This window comes from Nocardiopsis aegyptia, from assembly GCF_013410755.1.
Lineage (GTDB): Bacteria > Actinomycetota > Actinomycetes > Streptosporangiales > Streptosporangiaceae > Nocardiopsis > Nocardiopsis aegyptia.
This window is the reverse complement of the sequence record NZ_JACCFS010000001.1, coordinates 4295651-4312571: the sequence shown is the minus strand read 5'-3', so window position 1 is coordinate 4312571 and position 16921 is coordinate 4295651. Positions and strand designations below refer to the sequence as shown.

The 16921-nt window shown below is 73.1% G+C and carries 17 protein-coding genes; 9 read left to right on the top strand and 8 right to left on the bottom strand.

The window, feature by feature from the left end; genetic code table 11:
• Nucleotides 1-9: 9 nt before the first annotated feature.
• Complete coding sequence (locus tag HNR10_RS19285; RefSeq protein WP_179829827.1) at nucleotides 10-765, bottom strand: DUF3027 domain-containing protein; 756 nt, start codon at nucleotides 763-765, stop codon at nucleotides 10-12.
• 277 nt (nucleotides 766-1042) lie between these two features.
• On the opposite strand from HNR10_RS19285, the gene HNR10_RS19280 reads away from it, so the two are divergent.
• Both HNR10_RS19280 and HNR10_RS19275 read left to right on the top strand, forming a co-directional pair.
• On the top strand, nucleotides 1043-2386 hold the full coding sequence (locus HNR10_RS19280) for an FAD-binding oxidoreductase (protein WP_179825544.1): 1344 nt from the start codon (nucleotides 1043-1045) through the stop codon (nucleotides 2384-2386).
• Nucleotides 2387-2524: 138 nt separating this feature from the next.
• Nucleotides 2525-3415: a sigma-70 family RNA polymerase sigma factor gene (locus HNR10_RS19275; RefSeq protein WP_179825543.1), complete on the top strand. Its 891-nt coding sequence runs from the start codon at nucleotides 2525-2527 to the stop codon at nucleotides 3413-3415.
• A gap of 45 nt (nucleotides 3416-3460) precedes the next feature.
• Here HNR10_RS19275 and HNR10_RS19270 read toward each other — a convergent pair whose 3' ends face one another.
• Together HNR10_RS19270 and HNR10_RS19265 are read right to left on the bottom strand one after the other, a co-directional pair.
• Nucleotides 3461-3844: a cold-shock protein gene (locus tag HNR10_RS19270; protein ID WP_179825542.1), complete on the bottom strand. Its 384-nt coding sequence runs from the start codon at nucleotides 3842-3844 to the stop codon at nucleotides 3461-3463.
• Between the two features lie 646 nt (nucleotides 3845-4490).
• Nucleotides 4491-5255: a hypothetical protein gene (locus HNR10_RS19265; protein ID WP_179825541.1), complete on the bottom strand. Its 765-nt coding sequence runs from the start codon at nucleotides 5253-5255 to the stop codon at nucleotides 4491-4493.
• A gap of 165 nt (nucleotides 5256-5420) precedes the next feature.
• Here HNR10_RS19265 and HNR10_RS19260 point away from each other — a divergent pair, with 165 nt between their 5' ends.
• The 5 genes from HNR10_RS19260 to HNR10_RS19240 all read left to right on the top strand — a co-directional run bounded on the left by HNR10_RS19260 (nucleotide 5421) and on the right by HNR10_RS19240 (nucleotide 11237).
• A complete protein-coding gene (locus tag HNR10_RS19260) occupies nucleotides 5421-7877 on the top strand; it encodes a helicase C-terminal domain-containing protein (protein WP_179825540.1) in 2457 nt (818 codons plus the stop codon).
• Nucleotides 7878-8106: 229 nt separating this feature from the next.
• Nucleotides 8107-8514, top strand: a complete 408-nt coding sequence (locus HNR10_RS19255; protein WP_179825539.1) for a CD225/dispanin family protein — start codon at nucleotides 8107-8109, stop codon at nucleotides 8512-8514.
• 92 nt (nucleotides 8515-8606) lie between these two features.
• Nucleotides 8607-9050 (top strand): hypothetical protein, encoded by a 444-nt coding sequence (locus tag HNR10_RS32030; protein ID WP_312889347.1) that lies wholly within the window; start codon nucleotides 8607-8609, stop codon nucleotides 9048-9050.
• 51 nt (nucleotides 9051-9101) lie between these two features.
• Entirely contained in the window at nucleotides 9102-9503 is a 402-nt protein-coding gene (locus HNR10_RS31310) for a hypothetical protein (RefSeq protein ID WP_179825538.1), read from the top strand.
• A gap of 87 nt (nucleotides 9504-9590) precedes the next feature.
• Nucleotides 9591-11237: a DNA repair helicase XPB gene (locus HNR10_RS19240; RefSeq protein WP_179825536.1), complete on the top strand. Its 1647-nt coding sequence runs from the start codon at nucleotides 9591-9593 to the stop codon at nucleotides 11235-11237.
• A 162-nt stretch (nucleotides 11238-11399) separates the two neighbouring features.
• Here HNR10_RS19240 and HNR10_RS19235 read toward each other — a convergent pair whose 3' ends face one another.
• Nucleotides 11400-11636: a hypothetical protein gene (locus tag HNR10_RS19235; protein WP_179825534.1), complete on the bottom strand. Its 237-nt coding sequence runs from the start codon at nucleotides 11634-11636 to the stop codon at nucleotides 11400-11402.
• Between the two features lie 258 nt (nucleotides 11637-11894).
• Here HNR10_RS19235 and HNR10_RS19230 point away from each other — a divergent pair, with 258 nt between their 5' ends.
• A complete protein-coding gene (locus tag HNR10_RS19230; RefSeq protein ID WP_179825532.1) occupies nucleotides 11895-12887 on the top strand; it encodes a R2-like ligand-binding oxidase in 993 nt (330 codons plus the stop codon).
• A gap of 15 nt (nucleotides 12888-12902) precedes the next feature.
• Here HNR10_RS19230 and HNR10_RS19225 read toward each other — a convergent pair whose 3' ends face one another.
• The 3 genes from HNR10_RS19225 to HNR10_RS19215 all read right to left on the bottom strand — a co-directional run bounded on the left by HNR10_RS19225 (nucleotide 12903) and on the right by HNR10_RS19215 (nucleotide 15338).
• Entirely contained in the window at nucleotides 12903-13472 is a 570-nt protein-coding gene (locus HNR10_RS19225; RefSeq protein ID WP_179825531.1) for an LURP-one-related/scramblase family protein, read from the bottom strand.
• Nucleotides 13473-13549: 77 nt separating this feature from the next.
• Nucleotides 13550-14140, bottom strand: coding sequence for an LURP-one-related/scramblase family protein (locus tag HNR10_RS19220; RefSeq protein ID WP_179825529.1), 591 nt, complete (start codon nucleotides 14138-14140; stop codon nucleotides 13550-13552).
• Nucleotides 14141-14267: 127 nt separating this feature from the next.
• The gene (locus tag HNR10_RS19215) at nucleotides 14268-15338 is read right to left on the bottom strand and encodes a zeta toxin family protein (protein ID WP_179825528.1); all 1071 of its coding nucleotides are present in this window, start codon (nucleotides 15336-15338) and stop codon (nucleotides 14268-14270) included.
• Between the two features lie 123 nt (nucleotides 15339-15461).
• Here HNR10_RS19215 and HNR10_RS19210 point away from each other — a divergent pair, with 123 nt between their 5' ends.
• Nucleotides 15462-15887 (top strand): NUDIX hydrolase, encoded by a 426-nt coding sequence (locus HNR10_RS19210; RefSeq protein WP_179825527.1) that lies wholly within the window; start codon nucleotides 15462-15464, stop codon nucleotides 15885-15887.
• A gap of 88 nt (nucleotides 15888-15975) precedes the next feature.
• On the opposite strand, the gene HNR10_RS19205 is transcribed toward HNR10_RS19210, so the two are convergent.
• A complete protein-coding gene (locus HNR10_RS19205) occupies nucleotides 15976-16836 on the bottom strand; it encodes a CPBP family intramembrane glutamic endopeptidase (protein WP_179825526.1) in 861 nt (286 codons plus the stop codon).
• Nucleotides 16837-16921: the final 85 nt, after the last annotated feature.

Genomic DNA, 16921 nt, shown 5'->3' with positions numbered 1-16921 from the left:
CGCGGGAACTCAGGAGTCGGAGGAGACCAGTTCCAGCTCGGCGGTGTCGTCGAAGACGATGTGGTCGTAACCCAGTTCGTCGACGACCGGCACGGCGGGATCGTTCTTGGACACGGGGGTGCGCACCTCGGAGTGGGCGCCGCAACCGTGGTCGAGCGAGACGACCTTGCCGTCGTCGGGCGCGTACTCGTTGGTGCACACACCGAACATCTGCCGCAGCTCACCGGCGAGCGGGGTCAGGAAGCCGCACGTCGCGCAGCGGGCCGGAGCGGCCGTGGCGATGGGGCTGCGCGGCCCGGACTCGCCGTTGTACCAGCGCTCCGCGGCCTGCTCGCGGCCGGTCTCGGACAGGACCTGGCGACGGCCCAGCCCCAGCTCCCACACCATCTGCTGGTCGACGCCCTCGGCGTCCAGCTCGCTGTCGGGGACCTGCGCGTAACCCGGGATGAGGCGCTCGTCGTCCTCCTCGACCGGCAGCAGGTCGCCCACGCCGACGTCGCCGGGGCGCAGGCGCTCCTTCCACGGCACCCACTCGGGTGCGGTGAGGGCGCCCTCGCCGGGGAGCAGGACGACCTCGTTGACGGTGACGTCCTTGGCGCGCGAGGCGCGGACGACGGTGACGGCGTAGGTCCACCCTGGGTAGGCGGGGTCCAGGCAGGTGAAGTAGTGGGTGACCAGGCGCGTGTCCTCGACCTCGGGGTCGAGGGGCGCACCGACCCATTCGGGTCGCCCGACCTCGGCAGCCACCGAGCGCGCCAGGTCCACCGCGTCGATACAGGCCTTGTCCGGTGCAGGAGAACGTCGAGAAGGGCTCACGTTCCCCATTCTCACTGATCGCCGACACCGATTTGACCATAACGCGGGTCAAGGTTCGGCCGATACGCCCTCTTGATGAAGTCTTGTGGCGGCCGTGCCGTGCGACGACCGCCCCGAACACCGGGTCCGCGCGGCCACCGTGTCACGTTCCTCCGAGCCGCCGTGTCAGAGGGATGAGAGCGAAGACGGGGCGCCCACGGCGTCCCGCGCCGACGATGGAGGAACGATGCGTCAGACGACGAAGGACACGGCGAGCGCCACCGGTCTCGCGAGCGCGGTCCGGGGGCGGGTGCTCCTGCCCGGGGACGAGGGGTTCGAGGCGGCGCGGCGGCCGTGGAACCGGGCGGTCGACCAGCCGGTGGCGGCCGTGGTCGAGGCCGCCGACGCCGACGACGTGGCCGCCGTGGTGCGCCACGCGCACCGCGCCGGGCTGGCCGTGGCCGCGCAGCCGAACGGGCACGGCCCCTCCGGCGGCACGGACGGCGCGGTCCTGCTGCGCACCGGGCGCCTGGACGAGGTCGAGATCCACCCGCGGGAGCGGTGGGCGCGCGTGGGCGCCGGAGCCGCGTGGGGACCGGTCCTGGCCGCGGCGGCCCCGAACGGCCTGACCGGTCCGGCGGGCAGCTCGCCCCTGGTCAGCGTGGTCGGATACACGCTCGGCGGCGGCCAGGGCTGGTTCTCGCGGCGGCACGGCCTGGCCGCCGACGGGGTCCGGGCCTTCGACGTCGTCACCGCGGACGGCCGTCCGGCCCGCGTCACCGCCGACTCCGATCCCGACCTGTTCTGGGCGCTGCGCGGGGGCGGCGGCGACTTCGCGGTGGTCACCGCCGTCGAGTTCGACCTCCTGCCGGCGGCCTCCCTCTACGGCGGCCGGATGCTGTGGCCCGGCCACCGTGCCGCCGAGCTGTTCGCGGCCTTCCGCGAGCTGACCGCCACGGCCCCGCCCGAGCTCAGCCTGTGGCTGACCCGGGTCGAGATCCCCCAGGCCCCGCCGATGGTGGCCCTGGACACGGCCTACCTGGGCCCGGCGGACGAGGGCGCGGCCCTGCTCGGCCGCCTCGACACGGTCGCGGACCCGGTCTCCGACCGGCGCGGCGCGATGTCGACGGCCGACCTCGGCGACATCACCGGCGACCCCACCGCCCCGGGGCCGTCCCTGTCCCGCGCCGAGCTGCTCACGGGCCTGGACGCGCGGGTGGAGGCCGTGCTGACGACCGACCCCGTCGACCCGCTCCTCACCGTCCAGCTGCGGCACCTGGGCGGCGCGCTGGCCGACCCGGCCACCGCCACGGGCCCGCACGGGCCGATCACGGAGCCCTATCTCCTCTACACGCTCGGCCCGGCGCCGACTCCGGAGGCGGCGGCCGCGGTCGCGGCGCGACAGGCCGAACTCGTCCGCCGGCTCGGCACGGCCGTCAGCGGACGCAAGCCGTTCACGTTCCTCGCCCCGGGCGAGAGCGCACGGGAGGCGTTCGCGGAGCGCGACCTGGCCCGGCTGCGCGCGATCAAGCGGGAACGCGACCCGCGGGGCGTGCTCCGCTCCAACTTCCCGGTGCTCGACGGCGTCTGACCCTCCGCCACCCGGGACCGGCACACGGGGCCGGCACGCGACCGATACGTGGGGCCGGCACGCCGGGCCGGCACCGCGCCCGTTCCGCGCCCCGAGGGCGCCCACGCAGAGCAGGACATATCGAGGAAGGGCCGAACGATGAGGGATCAGGACTGGCTCGCCGCCCGGTTCGACGAACACCGCTCCCACCTGCGGGCGGTGGCGCGGCGCATCCTCGGTTCGGCTGCGGAGGCCGACGACGCCCTCCAGGAGGCCTGGCTGCGCGCGGGCGCGGCCGACGCCGAGGAGGTGGACAACGTCGGCGGGTGGCTGACCACCATCGTCTCCCGGGTGTGCCTCAACATGCTGCGCTCCCGGGGGACGCGGCGCGAGGAGGCTCTGGAAGAGCAGGGGCGGGTCCCCGACCCGGTCCTCGCCCACGACGACGCCGTCGACCCCGAGCACGAGGCGCTCATGGCGGACTCGGTGGGCCTGGCGCTCCAGGTGGTGCTGGAGACACTGACGCCGGCCGAGCGCCTGGCGTTCGTCCTGCACGACATGTTCGCGGTGCCCTTCGACGAGGTCGGCCCGATCGTCGGACGCTCCACGGCCTCCGCCCGCCAGCTCGCCAGCCGCGCGCGCCGCCGGATGCGGGGCGCGGACCTCTCCCCCCGGGCCGACCGCGTCCGGCGCCGCCGGGTGGTCGACGCGTTCACCGCCGCCGCCCGCCACGGCGACTTCGACGCCCTGCTGACGGTCCTGGCCCCCGAGGCCGTCCTGCGGGTGGAGACGGGGTCGGCGCCGGTGCGGGTCGTGCGCGGCGCGGCGGCCGTGGCCGAACAGGCCGACCGGTTCCGGATGGGCGGGCCCGCCGCCGAGGTCCACCCGGTGCTGGTCGACGGCGAGGCGGGACTCCTGGTCACTAAGGACGGGCGCCCGTACTCCGTCATGTCCTTCTCGGTGACCGATGACCTGGTCACCGCGATCGCCATCGTCGCCGACCCCGCGCGGATCGCCGGTCTGCGTCCGCCGACGGCGGACCGGGCATGAGGAAGGCGGGGCCGGGATCGTTCCCGGCCCCGCCCCGCTCTCCGGTCAGGCCTCCAGGTCGTCGGCGACCGCGCGCAGCACGGCCGCGATCTGGCCGGCCTCGCGGCGTTCGGGGTGCCGGCCCCGGCGGTAGCCCGTGGACAGGCCCTCCAGCAGCTTGATGAGGTCCTCGGTGATGACGACCATCTCGTCGGGCTTCTTGCGCCGGGCCTTGGCGACGGAGTGCTGGGTGTCGAGCAGTTTCACCTGGAGCGCCTGCGCGCCCTTGCGGCCTTCGGCCACGCCGAACTCCACCCGCTGACCCGGGGAGAGCGAGGTGGTGCCGGGAGGGAGGGAGGAGGAGTGCACGAAGACCTCGCCGCCGTCGTCCTGCGTGAGGAATCCGAAACCCTTGTCGCCGTCGTACCACTTGACCTTGCCGGTGGGCACGTAGTGACCTCATGCTTTCACAGTCGGGCACCACGAGTTTCCGTGCGCGCTCATTCTCGCGTTCCGGCATTCCCGCGGCGTCCCTTGGTTTCCATGGGTGGTCAACCAGGCTAGTGGGCGGACCGAAAGCCGTCCACGGCAATAACACCGGTCGGTACGGGGGCGAACGGAAGGCGGATGGGCGGGCGCCGGAGCCGAACGCGGCCCCGGGGCCGAACCTGGAGTGCGAAACGCCAGAACGAGGCCCGGATGCGGCTCACCCGGGCCTCGCGGCGTCGCCGACGGCCCCTGTCACCGCTGGGTGCGGAGTGTGGGACGGGACTCGGCGGAGAGACGGGACCGCCGCGACGCGTGTGGCGCCCGGACTGGCTGCCGGACACCGGTTCTGACGTGGCCACCTTCCCGGTGGCGGTGTCGGTCCAGGACTACCCGGTTCGGCACCAGGGGACGCCCGGTAACGGGCGGACCGGAAAAGGTTATTCCGAGCATTTAACAAATGATGACCCCTCCGGCGAAAGGGACGCCCCGCGCTCGCGTCAGCCGGGGCGTTCGCGCCGTGTTCCCGCCGACGGGGGTTTCCGCCGCCTTCCCATCAGCCGGGGTTCCGCCGTGCCGCCGCCGAGCGGGAGTTCCCGGGGTGCTCCGGTCAGCCGGGGGTTCCGGCCGACCGCTCCTCCGCGCGGGCCGAGCGGAGCACCCGCGGGTACAGCAGGAACACGCTCACCAGCGAGGCCAGGCCGAGGCCGATGACGCCGGTCGCCGGCAGCGACTCCTGGATGTAGCGGTCGATGAACTTGGCCTCGCCCGGCCACAGCGCCATGGCGATCGCGCATCCCAGCAGCGGCAGGCCGACACCGACCCACTTGTCCCGTGCCGTCCACACCCGGCTGAGCACGATGAGCGCCGCGGCCAGCACCCACACGAACGCCAGGTTCCACCCCCAGGGCACGGTGAGCAGCAGCAGGCCCAGGGCCGCCGCCTCGGGCCCGTGGTGGCGCACCACCAGGCCCAGGCCGCGCAGGCCGCCGACCGTCCGCGCCCGGCCGCGGACGGACGTCTCCGTCTGGCCCGGGCCCTCCAGCAGAGACAGCAGGCCATGGCTGGGGCCGCCCCGCCAGGGCGGCGGCGGCCGATCGGCGTGTCGGGGCTTGGGCGGGATCATCTCGTCGTCCTCGAGGTCGAGGTCACGGCCGCCGAAATCCCGCTCCACCAGGTCCTCCGGGGTACCGAGCCCGAGCAGGATCCTGCGGACGGTCTCCTCGTCGCGACCGGCCGCGGCACGCCGCGCCTCGATGCGTGAGCGCAACGTCGTGAGATACGCCGTCCGCTCCCTCGCGGACGCACGACCGTGCAGCATCAGAGCGACCTCGGACAGATAGTCGAGTACCAATTGTTCCGAGCGCTGGGTCATGACCCCATATTGGCCCACAATGACCTGGCTTTTAACCCCTTCTCCCCAATTCCGGTCGGCCATTCGCAGGTCGATACGGTCCGCACACGTGTGACAGCGGGCGCCGCCCTGGCAGTACGGGGACTGGCGCGCCCCACGGTGCCGGCATCGCTTAGCGTGGACACGATGACCGACAACGCACAGCTCGACGAGCACGAACCCGGTGCGGGGAGCCGTGGCGCCCCCGTCCCGGGCCGCCCCCCGACGTTCACCTCCTGGCTGCGCGGTCGGTCGGACGACGAACTCGCGGCTCTGGTGGCCGCGCGCCCCGACCTCGTCCAGCCGGTCCCGGTCGACATCGGCGCACTGGCCACCCGGGCGACCACGCGCAACCCCGTCCTGCGCGTGCTGGAGCGCCTGGACCACTTCGGCCTCCAGGTGCTGGAGGCCGTGGTCGCGCTCGGGGACGACCGCCTGTCCGAACCAGTGGGCGTCACCACCGCCGAACTGTCCGCCGCCCTGGGGCTCGCGCCCGCGACCGACCCGGCCGACGACCTCCTCGCCCGCGCCCTGGACGACCTGCTGCGCCTCGCGCTGGTCTGGCCCGACCGGGGCCGGCTGCGGCCCGTCCAGGTCCTGCGCGAGCTGCTGCCCCAGCCCGCCCAGCTCGGTCCGCCCCTCCGACCGCTCCTGGCCGCGCTGCCGCACAGCACGGTCAGGCGGCTCGCCGACGACCTCGTGCCCGACAGCACGGCGGCCACGCCCGTGGAGTCCGTCGCCACCTTCCTGTCCGAGTCCGCCCACGTCGGCACCCTCGTCGGCCAGGTCGGCGACCCGGCCAGGCGGCTGCTGGACAGCCTCGCCTGGGGGCCGCCACACGGCACGGTGACCGACGCCCGCCGCGAGATCTCCCTGGCCACGGCCTCCTCCCCAGTCGAGACGCTCCTGGCGCGCGGGCTGCTCGTCCCCACCGGAGACGACACCCTCACGCTCCCCCGCGAGGTGGCGCTGTACCTGCGTTCGGGGCGTCTGTTCCGCGACGTCTCGACCGCTCCCCCGCCGTTCGAGGGACGGGAGAACCCCGGCACGACCGTCACCCGGGCCGCCGCCGGGCAGGCCTTCACGCTGCTGCGCGCACTGGAGGAGCTGTTGGAGCGCTGGTCGGAGGACCCCGCCGCGGTCCTGCGCAACGGCGGGCTGGGCGTGCGCGACCTGCGCCGGGCCGCCCAGGCGATGGACACCGACGAGCAGACCGCGGCCTTGTACCTGGAGACCGCGCGGTCCGCGGGGCTCATCGCCACCGACGACCGTGTCGAGGGCGAGTGGCTGCCCACCCGCGAGTACGACCTGTGGCGGGAGCGCCCGCCCGAGTGGCGCTGGCTGCGCCTGGCCAGGGCCTGGCTGGGGTCGGACCGGGTGGCGGCGCTCAACGGGTCCCGCGATTCCGGCGGGCGGGTCCGCAACGTGCTGGGCCCCGGCCTGGTCCGCCCGGCCGCACCGCAGGCCCGCCACGACGCTCTGGCCGAGCTGGGCACCGCGCCGCCCGGATTCGCCCCCACCCAGGAGTCGCTGGCGGCACGCCTGGCCTGGCGCCGCCCGCGCCGCCAGTCGCCGCTGTACACCGAGCTCGTGGGCTACGCGCTGGCCGAGGCTGCGGCCCTCGGGCTGACCGGCCGCGGCGCGCTCGCCGAGCACACGCGTCCGCTGCTGGAGGACGACGAGGAGGCGGCCGCGCGCGTGCTGGCCTCCGAGCTGCCCACGCCGCTGGACCACGTTCTGGTGCAGGGGGACATGACCGCGGTGGCTCCGGGGCCCCTGGTGACCGGGCTCGCCCGTGAACTCGCCCTGGTCGCCGACGTGGAGTCCACGGGCGGCGCGACCGTGTACCGGTTCACGGAGGAGTCCGTGCGCCGCGCCCTGGACGCGGGCCGGGGCATCGCCGACATCACCGATCTGCTCGAACGCCACTCCCGCACACCCCTGCCCCAGGCGTTGCGCTACCTGGTCTCCGACGTGGGGCGCCGCCACGGGCGCCTGCGCGCCGGTACGGCCTCCAGCTACCTGCGGTGCGACGAGCCGTCGGTGCTGGAGGAGTTGGTGAGCGACCGGCGGACAGGCGATCTGGGGCTGGTCCGGCTGGCCCCGACCGTCGTCGCCGCGGGGGTGAGCCGAGCGGCGCTGGTGGACCGGCTGCGCCAGTTGGGGTACCACCCGGTGCCGGAGAGCGGCGACGGGTCGATGCGGTTGAGCCGCCCGGAGGTGAGGCGCGCGGAACCGACCGACGTGCCCGCGCCGAGCGGGTCGGGCGCGCCGAGGGAGCTGTCCCGCGCGGCGGTGAAGGCGATGCGTGCCGGGGACGAGGCGTCCAACATCGCCCGCCGCCCGGTACCGCTGCCGGAGGACGGGCCGCCGGGCTCGCGCACGGCGGCGGTCCTGGAGGCGCTCACCCGCGCGGCCAAGGAGGGCCGCAGGGTGTGGATCGGGTACACGGACACCGACGGACGACAGGTGAGCAGGATCGTGGAGCCGTCCGGCGTCGACGGGGGCTTCCTGACCGGCTACGACGCCACCCGCGACGCCGTGCACCGCTTCGCCGCCCACCGCATCAGCGCCATCGCCGAGCTGGAGAACACCGCCGACTGACACCGGACCCGCGCCGCAGGCGACCCATGAGGGACAGACTCCCGACCCGACACGAAGTGTCCCTCGGGAGTGGTGGCGGGTGACGGGCGAGCAGAGACCGCGCCGCAGGCGACCCATGAGGGACAGACTCCCGACCCGACACGAAGTGTCCCTCGGGAGTGGTGGCGGGTGACGGGCGGGCTAGAGTGGCCGCGAGGTTGGTCGACCACCGACAGCGAGAGAACCCTCCATGAGCAACGCCTCTCTGCCCCCCGGAGCATCCTCCCCCCGTGATCGTGACCGTGGTTCCGACCGCGGGGCGGAGCGGTCGGCGGAGCGCGACGGGACCCGGGACGAGCCCGCCGCCGTCACGGGTGGCGGGTCCAGCAGCTCCACGATGGCCCTGATCCTGCACGCGCTCACCTTCCTGTGCTGCGCGAACTGGCTGTTCGGGATCGCCGGGATCGTGTTCGCCGTGCGGGCCGCCCACGCGCGCGACCGCGGGCGCCCGGACCAGGCGGAGACGCTCACCAGGTACTCCTGGTACTGCCTGGGCGCGGCCGGGGTGATGTTCTTCGTCATGCTGGTGCTGACCTTCGTCACCTGGACACAGGCGGGTTCCTGGATCAGCGGCATCGTGCCGGTCACCAACTGGTGATCCCGGCCCGCGGGACCGAACCATGGCACGCGCCGACGCGTCCCATGGCACGGGGCGGGGTAGACAGCGAGGAGGCGTGGCGGGAGGTGGCAGTGAACGGAGCACGGCGCAACCCCCGGGACTTCTGGGAGAAGGGCCGCGGCACGGGCGCGGGTGCGCCCCGGCCGCTCGGCGGTGTGCCCTCCGGCGCGCCGCGGGCCGCCCGGCCGTCCCGGCTCGCCGTCCCGGACGAACCCCGACCGACCGGCCCGCCGCCGCGCGTCGGCGGCGCGGTGGCCGCCCTGGTCGTGTCCCTGCTCACCCTGGCCGTGCCGATCCTGGGCATCTCGCTCGGCTTCTGGTTCTTCGTGCTGGTCACCAACGTCCCCGGCATCGGCTTCGGCATCGCGGCCCTGACGAAGATCCCCGACGAGGCCGCCGTCGAACGCTTCCTCCGCTACACCTGGGCGTGCAACCTCGCCTACGTCGTGCTGTCGGTGGTGTTCCTGGTGCCGGTGATGGTCCTGGCGCTCATGATGATGATGGCCGGTTTCTGACCGCCCCCACCCCCGCCACCCCACCCCCGAAGGCTTCGGAGACCTACGACGATGACTGACGACTGGTACCAGCAGCAGCCTCCACCCGGCCCCCACGGCGGCTACGGCGACCCCTCCACCGGCGGCTACTCCGCGCACGGCCCCTACGGCCCCTACGGCGCCTACGGCGGCGGGTACCCTCCGCCGTACTCCCCCTACCCGCCGACCGGCGAGATGCCCTCACAGGGCAGCATGATCGGCGCGCTCGTCATGGCGATCATCCTGATGGTGACCTGCTGTGGCACGGTGTCCGTCATCGGCATCGTGTTCGCCGCGATGGCACTCGGTGAGAAGCACGACGCCGAGGTCGCCGCCAAGTACACCCGCTACGCGTGGACCTCCAACTGGATCAGCCTGGGCATCATCCTCTTCGCGGCCGTGCTCATCGGCCTCGCCATCGCGACGTCCTCCTGACGGGGATCCGGGCGCCGGCCCGGGCATGATCCGGGCGTCCGAGGCGTTGCACCTGTGGCCGCCCGCCCCATCAGATTGAAGGTCCGTGTGTCCTGCCTGATCGTCCAGTCCGACAAGACGCTCCTGCTCGAGATCGACCACGAACTCGCCGGGGAGTGCCGCCGCGCCATCGCCCCCTTCGCCGAACTCGAGCGCGCCCCCGAGCACGTGCACACCTACCGGATCACCCCGTTGGCGCTGTGGAACGCCCGCGCGGCGGGCCATGACGCCGAGCAGGTCGTGGACGCGCTGATCAGCTACTCGCGCTTTCCCGTCCCGCACTCGCTGCTGGTGGACATCGCCGAGACCATGGACCGCTACGGCCGGCTCACGCTGGTGGGCGACCCGGTGCGGGGCCTGGTCCTGGAGTCCACGGACCGCGCGGTGCTGGAGGAGGTCGTCCGCGCCAAGAAGCTCAAGGGCATGCTGGGCGAGCGGCTGGACCAGGACTCGGTCGCCGTGCACCCGAGCCAGCGCGGCAACCTCAAGCAGGCGCTGCTGAAGATCGGCTGGCCGGCCGAGGACCTGGCCGGGTACGTCGACGGCGAGGCGCACGCGATCGAGCTCGAACAGGACGGCTGGGAGCTGCGCGGCTACCAGCGCGAGGCCGCGGAGAGCTACCACGCCGGCGGCTCCGGCGTGGTGGTGCTCCCCTGCGGCGCGGGCAAGACCATCGTGGGCGCCGCGGCGATGGCGATGACCGGCACGACCACGCTCATCCTGGTGACCAACACGGTCTCCGTGCACCAGTGGAAGTCCGAGCTGCTCAAGCGCACGTCGCTGACCGAGGAGGAGATCGGCGAGTACTCCGGTACCCGCAAGGAGATCCGCCCGGTCACCATCGCGACGTACCAGGTGATGGCGGCGCGCCGGAAGGGCGTGTACACGCACCTGGAGCTGTTCGACGCCCGCGACTGGGGGCTCGTGGTCTACGACGAGGTCCACCTGCTGCCCGCGCCGATCTTCCGGATGACCGCGGACCTTCAGGCGCGGCGCCGTCTGGGGCTGACCGCCACGCTGGTGCGCGAGGACGGGCGCGAGGGCGACGTGTTCTCGCTGATCGGTCCCAAGCGCTACGACGCGCCGTGGAAGGACATGGAGAACCAGGGGTGGATCGCCCCCGCGGACTGCGTCGAGGTCCGGGTGGACCTGTCGGAGTCCGAGCGGCTGGCCTACGCCACCGCCGAGCCGGAGGACCGCTACCGGTTCTGTGCCTCCTCGGAGACCAAGACGACCGTGGTGCGGGAGCTGGTGGAGCGCCACCCGGACGAGCAGGTCCTGGTCATCGGGTCCTACATCGACCAGCTGGACGACCTGGGGGCCTCTCTGGGGGCGCCGGTGATCAAGGGCGAGACGCGCAACAAGGAGCGCGAACGCCTCTTCGACGCGTTCCGCTCCGGGGAGCTGCGCACGCTGGTGGTGTCGAAGGTCGCGAACTTCTCGATCGACCTGCCCGAGGCCGGTGTGGCGATCCAGGTGTCGGGCTCGTTCGGCTCGCGCCAGGAGGAGGCCCAGCGCCTGGGCCGGGTGCTGCGGCCCAAGAGCGACGGGCGGGCGGCGCGCTTCTACGCGGTGGTCGCGCGGGACACGCTGGACCAGGAGTACGCGGCGCACCGCCAGCGGTTCCTGGCCGAGCAGGGGTACGCGTACCGGATCACGGACGCGGGCGACCTGCTGGCGGGCGAGGAGATCTGACCGCGGCCCAGCCCAGCGGCCGGGCCGGGCCGCGGCCGGGCGGGGGCGGAGTGCCGAGGCGGGGGCGGAGTGCCGGACCCACGGGCCCGCTGTCCCGGGGCCCGGGCGGTGCCGGGCGGGGACGGAGGCCGAGGCGCGGGATCGCTGTCCCGCGGTCCCGGGTCAGAGCGAGGGCAGACCGCCCATGACGTAGGTGAACGCGGCGATGCCCCAGGCCACCAGTGAGTAGCTCAGGGTGCGGGTGCGTAGAATCCGGTCGCCGCGCACGGACGGCGCGGTGAGGGCGGCGACGAGCAGGGCGAGTCCGAGGAGCGCGGGGATCACGGAGGCCAGGGCGAACAGCTGGGTCTGGGCGGCGCAGTCGGCGTAGCCGGAGGTGCCGGGATCACCACAGAACACGTCGTCTCCCGATCGGATCGTTCGGTGCGGGCGGTACTCCCCGACCGTACCGTTTCGGAGGAGCCGGATCGCCTGTGCTGACGACCGTATCGCCGACCCGGCGATCCCAGGGGTCGAGGCGGCCCCGTCGGTACGGCGGCCCGCCGACCACGGACCGAACCCAATTCGGATTTTTCGTGACCCACACCACGCCCGCCCTTTACACGAAGCCGGTTCGTGTCCAATCATGAGGACAGCCACAGCCCCCAGGAGGCCCCCATGCCCGACCAGTCGGCCGACCAGTCCGCCCCCAGAGCCGCGCGCACCGGCTTCCACTCGCTGCGGGGAGGAGGCCTCAACTGGGACTCGCTCCCCCTGCGCCTGTTCACCAAGGGCAACGCCCGCTTCTGGAACCCCGCGGACATCGACCTGGGCCAGGACGCCGAGGACTGGAAGAAGCTCAACGACGAGGCGCGGACCCGCATCCTGCGCCTGTGCGCGTTCTTCGTGGCGGGTGAGGAGGCGGTCACCGAGGACATCCAGCCCTTCCTGCGCGCGATGGCCGCCGAGGGCCGTCTGGGCGACGAGATGTACCTGACCCAGTTCGCGTTCGAGGAGGCCAAGCACGTCCAGGCCTTCCGCCTGTGGCTGGACGCCCTGGGCGTGCACGACGACCTGCACGGGTTCGTCGATGCCAACGCGGGGTACCGCGCGCTCTTCTACGACGAGCTGCCGCGGTCCCTGGACGCCCTCCTGCGCGACCCCTCCCCGCGCAACCAGGTGCGCGCCTCGGTGACCTACAACCACGTCATCGAGGGCTCGCTCGCCCTCACCGGCTACTACGCCTGGAACCACGTGTGCACCGTGCGCGACATCTTCCCCGGCATGCGCGGGATCGTGCGCAGGATCGGTGACGACGAGCGCCGCCACATGGCCTGGGGCACCTTCACCTGCCGCCGGCACGTCGCCGCCGACGAGGCCAACTGGGAGGTCGTGCGCGAACGGCTGGACGAGCTGCTGCCGCATGTGCTGAGCACCGTCGACGAGGGCGACCGGCGCTCGGACGACCCCGCCGCGCAGCGCTACGAGCTGCCGCCCGGCGAACTGCTCAGGTACGCGGGCGACCGCGCCACCCGCCGCCTGGGCGCCATCGAGTCGGCGCGCGGCGTGCCGCTGGCCCGCATCGACCTGGACGCGTCACCGGAGGACCTGGAGGAGCGGTTCGGCGAGGAGGACCGCGCGGCCATGGCCCGGGTGGCGCCCACGGAGTGACGCCCCGCCCGCCCGCTAGCTGTCCGAGTGTACGACCAGGTCGATGACGATCCCGGACGCGACGAGGAGGGTGTTCAGCGGCTCGGGCAGCGTCGGGTACCGCCGGCGCAGGAGGTAGGCGTCCCCGAGGCCGCCGTGCGGAGACCTGGTCCGGTTGACCCGGGCCACTTCGTGGTCCGCGTCGTCGCGGACCACGAAGTCGCTGTTCAGCACGAAATCGCCCTTGGCGGAGCCGAGACGGCGCTCCCACGGGTCCAGGAGCGCGAATCCGGCCCCGGAGAATTTCGACTCGTTCTCGATCGTCCCGACCGGCCGCCCGTCGGGCCAGGTCACCGACGTGGTCCCGCCAAACGTGCGCTTCTCTATCGCCAGCAGGGGGCGCCGGTGCATGTCGTCGATGAGCACCTTTCGCGGGACCATCGCACTGGCGACGAAGCGCGCGACGCTCATGCCCGCGCTCACGTTCTCCTCATACGCGCGGGCGACCTGCTGACCGTGTCCGTTCAGGAAGTAGTACTCCGCCTCGGTACCCGGTTGGACGCCCGGCTGCACGGTGAGGAGGGGGTCGGCGGTGAAGAGATCCATGACGAGCACACTAGGATGCGGCCGAAGCGCCGGTCACCCGTGCGCCGCGGCCACAAGCGGTCACGGGCCCGCACCGGCTACCTGCTGCCCTCGCGCAGCACGAGGTCGATCGCGATCCCCGAGACGACCACCAGGGTCCTCAGCGGCTCGGGCAGCGTCGGGTACCGGTGCCGCAGGACGTAGGTGTCGGCGGCGGTGAAGGCCTCCCCGAGGGAGGGGATGCTCCGGTCGACCCTCGCCACCTCGTGCCCGTTGTGGTCGTTGATCCTGAACTCGCGGCCGACGAAATTGCCCTCGATGGTGCCGAGCTTGCGCTTCCACGGATCCAGCAGCGTGAATCCGGCCTTGAAGAACTTGAGGTCCTGTTCGATCGTGCCGACCGGCCGACCGTCCGGCCAGGACACCGAGGTGGTCGCGGTCATCCAGGACCACTGCTTGTCGATCATGAGCCGGGGGCGCCGGTACATGTCGTTGACGACCACCTTGCGCTGGAACCCCGCCGTGTTGTCGACGAGGTGGCGCAGGACGCGCATGCCCGTGTCCAGGTTCGGCTCGTGGACGTGGGCGACCTGCCGACCGTGCTCGTCGAAGCAGTGGTACTCCGACTCGTCGACCATGAAGCGCTTGGGCTGCTTCACGAGAAGGGGGTTGGCGGCGAAGAAGTCCATGGCGAGACTCTAGAACCTGTCCGGAACCTCCCGTACCGCAGGCCACGTCCACATTCGGCCACGGGTGCGCCCCTGGTCCGGCCCTGGTGCGCCTCCGGCCCGGCGGCCCGGCGGCCGACCGCCGTGGTCAGTCGTCGTCCTGGCGCCACAGTTCCCGGCGGCCGCGCTCGGCCTCCAGCGCGATCCGGCCGAAGGGTTCGCTCCGCCAGTCGCCGTCCTCCGCCACATGATCGGCGTACAGGATCTCGCCCTGCCGGGACAGGACGTAGAGCGAGTCCACCAGGCGGTGGGTCTCCAGGAACTCGATGGTGTTGGGCACCCCGAGGTAGAAGCGGTCGTGCTGGGCCTCGGTGATCCACCGTCCGAAACCCTGGTCTCGGACGGACCGCAGCCGGCGGTCGGCGATCGCGAACCGGCTGTTGGAGGCGTGCGTGGCCACGAAGGCCACCTCCACCCGGTAGCCGGCGTCGCGGAACCCCTGGACCCAGTGCGCCGCCCAGTCCGCCCGGCCGAGCGGGTGGCTGCACACGACGTCCACCCGGCCGGACCGTACGAAGTCCATGGCCAGCGGGTGCAGGCCGCCGACCTGCGCGGCCAGCGTGTGCGAGGCCGTGAGGTCGTCCGCGCGCATCGCCCACTCGTAGTCCGGGGCCAGCCGCAGCAGGTCGTCCCCGTCGTAGCTGACCGTGCCCTCCGGCAGAACGGGCAGGACCAGGCGCTGGAGGGTCGACTTGCCCGAGCCCGGCTGCCCGCCGAAGAGCAGCAGGCGCGGGTGCTCGCGCGCGGGTCCGGACAGGCGGTCGCGCAGCGCGATGTCGAACAGCGCGGTCAGGTCGTCCCCCCGCACGGTGCGCCCGAGGTGCGAGGGCGTGGCGCCCTTCGGCGGCTCGACGGGTTCGGCGCGCAGGTCGGCGATGGTCGCGGGCAGCTCCTCGTTGACCCGGTTCAGCTGGTCGGGCGTGAGGTAGGGCAGCATCGACTCCTCGTCCAGGAGCACCCGGGCCCGCTCGGCCAGCGACGGGTCGGTGCCACCGCGGGACAGGCAGGCCCCGATGGCGGCGCTGTAGAGGTTGTAGGCCGTCTCCCGAGCCTCTCGGAGTTCGTCGGTCTGGGGCGGGATGCCCCGGCAGGAGCTCTCCGACAGCAGCGGGGGTGTCCCGGTGGTGGAGGAGTCGGCCGTCTCGTGAGGGATCGCCATACTGGCCGCCTTTCCGGCCCACGGGAGCCGGAGTCGATGGGGCACCGCTTCTGACATCCCGGATGCTAGTGGTTTCGCCCACGTTCGTCCGGAGAATCGGCCGACGCGTCCTAGAGTGGCCACATGCCGCAGACTCCACCCGCCCGGAGCCCCGCCGTGATCGACGCCCTGGCCTGGGTGCACGTCCACGAGGGGCGGCTGCTGTGCGTACGCTCACGGGGCCGGGACCTGCTCTACGTCCCGGGGGGCAAGCGCGACCCCGGGGAGAGCGATGAGGCCGCCGTGACGCGTGAGGCGCGCGAGGAGGTCAGCGTGATCCTGCGTCCGGGCACCTTCCGCCGGGTCGCGGTGATCGACGAGGTCGCCCACGACCAGGCGCCCGGCACGCGCGTGCGCATGGCCTGCTATGCCGCCGAGCACGACGGCGAGATCCGCGCCGACCACGAGATCACCGGACTGGAGTGGATCGGCTTCGCCGACCGCGCCCGCTGCGCCCCCGCCGTCCGCCGCCTCGTGGAGATCCTGCACGCCGAGGGCGCCGTCCGCTGACCGTTCCGGCCGAACACGGAGCACGGTCCGGATCCCCGGGTCAGGCCGGGTCGGGGAACGAGCACGGAGCACGGTCCGGATCCCCGGGTCAGGCCGGGTCGGGGATCCGCTCGGACCAGCGGCCGGTGGTGCGGGTGAGGAGCATCGCGGTCGGCACTCCGAGGACGAACGGCAGCAGGAACGCCACCGCCGTGAGCGTGTCCGCGCCCCCGACCTCCAGGTACCAGCCGTTCAACAGGGCCTGCGCGACCGTCTGGAAGACCAGGTGGAAGCCCACACACGCCCATACGCTGCCCGTCAGCACCCGCAGGCAGCCCAGCACCACGCCCATTCCCAGGAACAGCGGCAGGCGTTCGGCGAGCACCGCCCAACCGCCGTCGACCACCCAGATCGCGCTCCCCCACAGGGCGAAGAGCACCGCCTGGACCGCCACCGCGAGCCACGCCCCCATGGCGGCGTTCAGGTTGCGGAACAGGTAGCCGCGGAAGATCAGCTCCTCGGGGACGGCCTCGAACAGCAGCACCATCACCGGTAGCAGCAGGAGTCCCGCGATCCCCTCCCCTCCGGACGCGGGCGGCCCGAAGGCACTCCACCCCATCGCCACGCACAGCGCGATGCCGGCGAGGCCCGGAAGGGCCCAGGAGGCCGCGCCCACGAGGAAGGGACGCCACCCGTCGCGGTCCACGGTCAGGCGCAGCCCGCGCCACGGGCGGCGGTCGAGGTGGCGGCGGGCCAACCACACCATCGGCAGGGTCAGGACGAAGGCCGTGACCGCGTTGACCGTGTGGTTGAGCGGGCTCACCTCCTCGCCCGGGAAGAGCGAGTCCACCAGTCCCACCACCTGCCAGATCGCGAACGCCGCGGCCGTCACCACGACGACGCGCACGGCCAGGGGCGTCCTGCGCTCGCGCGCGCGGACCTCGGGGGGCTCGGGGGTGGGGTCGTCCATGGGGACCAGTGTCCACCGTCGGTCCCGGCCCTCACATCCGGAGTGGTCCCGGGGTCGTCCCTGACCTCACCCTGGCACCGGATCA